Source organism: Flavobacterium sp., assembly GCF_049318185.1.
GTDB lineage: Bacteria > Bacteroidota > Bacteroidia > Flavobacteriales > Flavobacteriaceae > Flavobacterium.
Genome location: NZ_JBMOGV010000171.1, coordinates 1 through 3,373 on the forward strand (window position 1 = coordinate 1; position 3,373 = coordinate 3,373).

The 3,373-nt window shown below is 31.0% G+C and carries 4 protein-coding genes; all 4 read right to left on the reverse strand.

All coding sequences use genetic code 11. The annotated features are described in order from the left end of the window. Positions 1-73 precede the first annotated feature (73 nt). Positions 74-442: a hypothetical protein gene (locus ACOYLT_RS10955; RefSeq protein WP_422853885.1), complete on the reverse strand. Its 369-nt coding sequence runs from the start codon at positions 440-442 to the stop codon at positions 74-76. After that, positions 432-797, reverse strand: a complete 366-nt coding sequence (locus ACOYLT_RS10960; RefSeq protein ID WP_422853886.1) for a DUF6864 domain-containing function — start codon at positions 795-797, stop codon at positions 432-434. Before ACOYLT_RS10960 ends, ACOYLT_RS10955 begins: the two co-directional genes overlap by 11 nt. A 178-nt stretch (positions 798-975) precedes the next feature. Beyond that, positions 976-2,145 carry a S41 family peptidase gene (locus ACOYLT_RS10965; RefSeq protein ID WP_422853887.1) on the reverse strand — a complete coding sequence of 390 codons (1,170 nt, stop codon included), beginning with the start codon at positions 2,143-2,145 and terminating at the stop codon, positions 976-978. 425 nt (positions 2,146-2,570) lie between these two features. Continuing rightward, a partial coding sequence (locus ACOYLT_RS10970) for a methylmalonyl-CoA mutase family protein (RefSeq protein WP_422853888.1) occupies positions 2,571-3,373 on the reverse strand: 803 nt, incomplete at its 5' end.

The window sequence follows — 3,373 nt, forward strand, 5'->3', positions numbered from 1 at the left end:
TTATTTTAAAAAAAATAATTGATAATAGAAGATTTTAGAGATATTGAGACTAAACCGCTGTTGTGTGCAGTTCTTATTCCCTATGATTTTTTATTTCACCTATTAAATAATTTATAGTAGCGCTTTTAGAACATCTTATAGATTGGTATATGGCTTTAATTGACCATGCTAAAGTAATAATCAAACCAATAATAAAAATTGCTTTCCAAACTGATTTTTCAACGTTTAAAAAATCGTTGAAAGTAGAAGTAAGAAGTACGATCAAAATTGTAAAAAAAAGAGAAACAGGCGTAAACCAACCATCAACTTTGGATATTTTTTTTAGATGTTTCAAAAGAATATTTTCTAATTTGTCTTCCGTAATTTCAATCAAGTCAGATTTTGTGTTAGTCCTTACCTGGTTGACAAATTTGTCTTGAATATTAAAGCCACTATTTTCCATTTTTCTCCTCCTTTCTCAAATAAAATGTGTAGTGTATAGTTTTACTAATATTCTTGATTGAATATATGCGATAATTAAAAAACAAAGTTTTATCATCAATATTTCCAATATCCAATACGTTTGTATTCCCAGTTCCTAAACTAGATTCAGCATTGATAAGTATTATTTTTAAGGTTTTATTATCAATTAATTCAAAATTGATAGATGAATTTTTTTCCGAAGTATTGGTTTTGAAGCTTATAATTGTTTTCAAAGAAGCTTTTTCAGGAGGAAATTCAAATGAAATGTCTTCATCATTTATGCCGATAACCGTTCCAGAATATAAAAGCTCATATTCACCAGATGTAATTTTCATATTTTTTTATTTATTGTTTATTAAAAGTCACGTCACAAGAATTGCACACAACGTTCCGCAGCTACACGAGGTGCAAGGCTTCGTGACTGCATATTTTCTATTTAAGTAAAAAGTTCAATGCGAAACGGCAATTCCACTAAATCCTTGCATCTTGTGTAACTGCTGTTGGGCACAGTTATTATTCTTTCGGGTTTATATTTATAATTTGTTCAATCCAATCTGATTCGTTGTTTAAACTGTAATCTGGTTTTATTCCGATGCATTCATATATACTTAATTTTTTGTTGGTTTGTTCGGTTGATAAATCAATTTTGAATTCAGAACAACTACTTGTTGAAGAATATGACTTGTTACCATATCCATATTCAATCATTCCTTTTGAATTTTCACCAACAATAATTGTTCTTTTATCCTCTTTGAGTTTTAGTGTCACCAATTCGGCAGCGCTTGCGGTTTTGAAATTGATAATAATATAAATGTGTATGATGTTTTCGTTATTTTTTAATGACTCCAAAAGTTTTTCAGCCTGTTTAGTTGATCCGCCTCCATTGTTTCTTAAATCGATTATTAGATTAGGTTTTGTTAGGTTTCCTAAGTTCTGGTTAAAAAACTTATCCATTTCTTCAATTAAACTATTGGTTCGGTTTAATGTCTTGATTCCAAAGTAATCAAATGAACTATTTATAGTTTTGTATGTAAAATTATTTATGTGGTTTTGGTTGAAAAAGTATTTGTTTTGTTTGTTCCAAAAAGTGGAATGAATTCTACCATTTTCTATTTTAACGTCTTTTTGGTAGAATAGGTATCCATTTTGGAAATATTCAAAAATCTCAAAAATGTTATTTTTAGTTTTTTTAATCACTAAGCGTATTTTTCCTTTTTCCCATTTACTTGAATTGGACTCTAAGGTAATTCCAAGCCAAGTGTTGTTAGTTTCCCGTTTGATAAGTATTTTATCGACTCCAGCAAAGTATATTCCAGAAATACTATCGTTTTGGATCTGATTTGTATCAATTGATTTTGGGTAATTAGGAGCTTGTATCAATTCGTGTTTTTGTGTGGCATAAACTTGGTTGTGTAAGTCATTGATGAATGATATATATTTTTGCAAGTATCCGACACAAAAAAAATTAATAAGAGAATCGTTTTTGATTTCTGTTTCGATTTCAGTTTTCCATTTTTCGAATTCGATAATTTTATTTCCTTTAATTTGTACTTTGTAGCTTTTGGCATTCTTTATTTGTTCTGAAATGTCATTCAGCTCGTTTATGCAGTTGCAATCACTAACTTGACCGAATGTGAATGTAAAAAAAAATAATGTCAGTAAGGTTAATTGTATTTTAGTCATTGTTTTGGTATTTTTTCTACGCGTCTCTTATATAATTGTGCCCAACTTGTATATTCACGCATAAAATTGTTTTTTTGTTACAAATTATCATGTTATATGCATGTTTTTTATATTTAAATAATTTATAATTTACAGATAAATTCTACTTGCTGTTTGCTAGGGCTTAAGCTTTTTCTATAAAAATAAATTTTGCTAAAAGTATCGCATTCTCAACTAACTAAATTTCATCTAGATTAAAAAATGAAGTCTAAGTCAAATTATTTTTTGCGATTGAGAGGGAATTCAACATAAAACCAAAAACCTCTCATTACTGAAAGGTTTTAGTTAATTGAAGTTATAATTAATATATCTGAAACAAACACAAATACTGATAAACCGAGATAAGCGCTTCACAGATTTTTGCCTTTACAAAAATGGTTCTCTGCTTACATATTGCGTCTATACTGTCCTCCTACTTCAAACAATGCACTCGTTATTTGTCCCAGTGAGCAGCATTTTGTAGCTTCCATCAAGTGTTCAAAAATATTTTTATTGTTGATGGTCGCTTCTTGCAAGGTGTTGAGTTGTTCGACCACTTTGTCAGCATTGGCATGGTGCAAATTCGTTAAGGTTTGAATTTGGTATTGTTTTTCTTCTTCGGTGGCGCGTATCACTTCTGCAGGTAAAATTGTAGGTGAACCTTTGGAACTCAAAAACGTATTCACCCCAATGATTGGGAATTCACCAGTATGCTTTAGCATTTCATAATACATGCTTTCTTCTTGAATTTGGTTGCGTTGGTACATGGTTTCCATAGCACCAAGTACTCCACCTCGTTCTGTGATTTTATCAAATTCTTTCAATACGGCATCTTCCACCAAGTCTGTTAATTCTTCTATGATAAATGAGCCTTGAATCGGGTTTTCGTTTTTGGCTAAGCCTAATTCTTTATTTATAATTAATTGTATTGCCATAGCTCTTCGCACACTTTCTTCCGTAGGTGTTGTAATTGCTTCGTCATAAGCATTAGTATGCAACGAATTACAGTTGTCATAAATGGCATAAAGCGCTTGCAATGTGGTTCGTATATCGTTAAAATCAATTTCTTGTGCATGCAACGAACGTCCCGAGGTTTGGATGTGGTATTTCAGCATCTGTGCTCTTTCGTTAGCGCCATATTTGTTTTTCATAGCCTTCGCCCAAATCTTACGTGCTACTCTTCCAATGACTGCATATTCTGGATCGATAC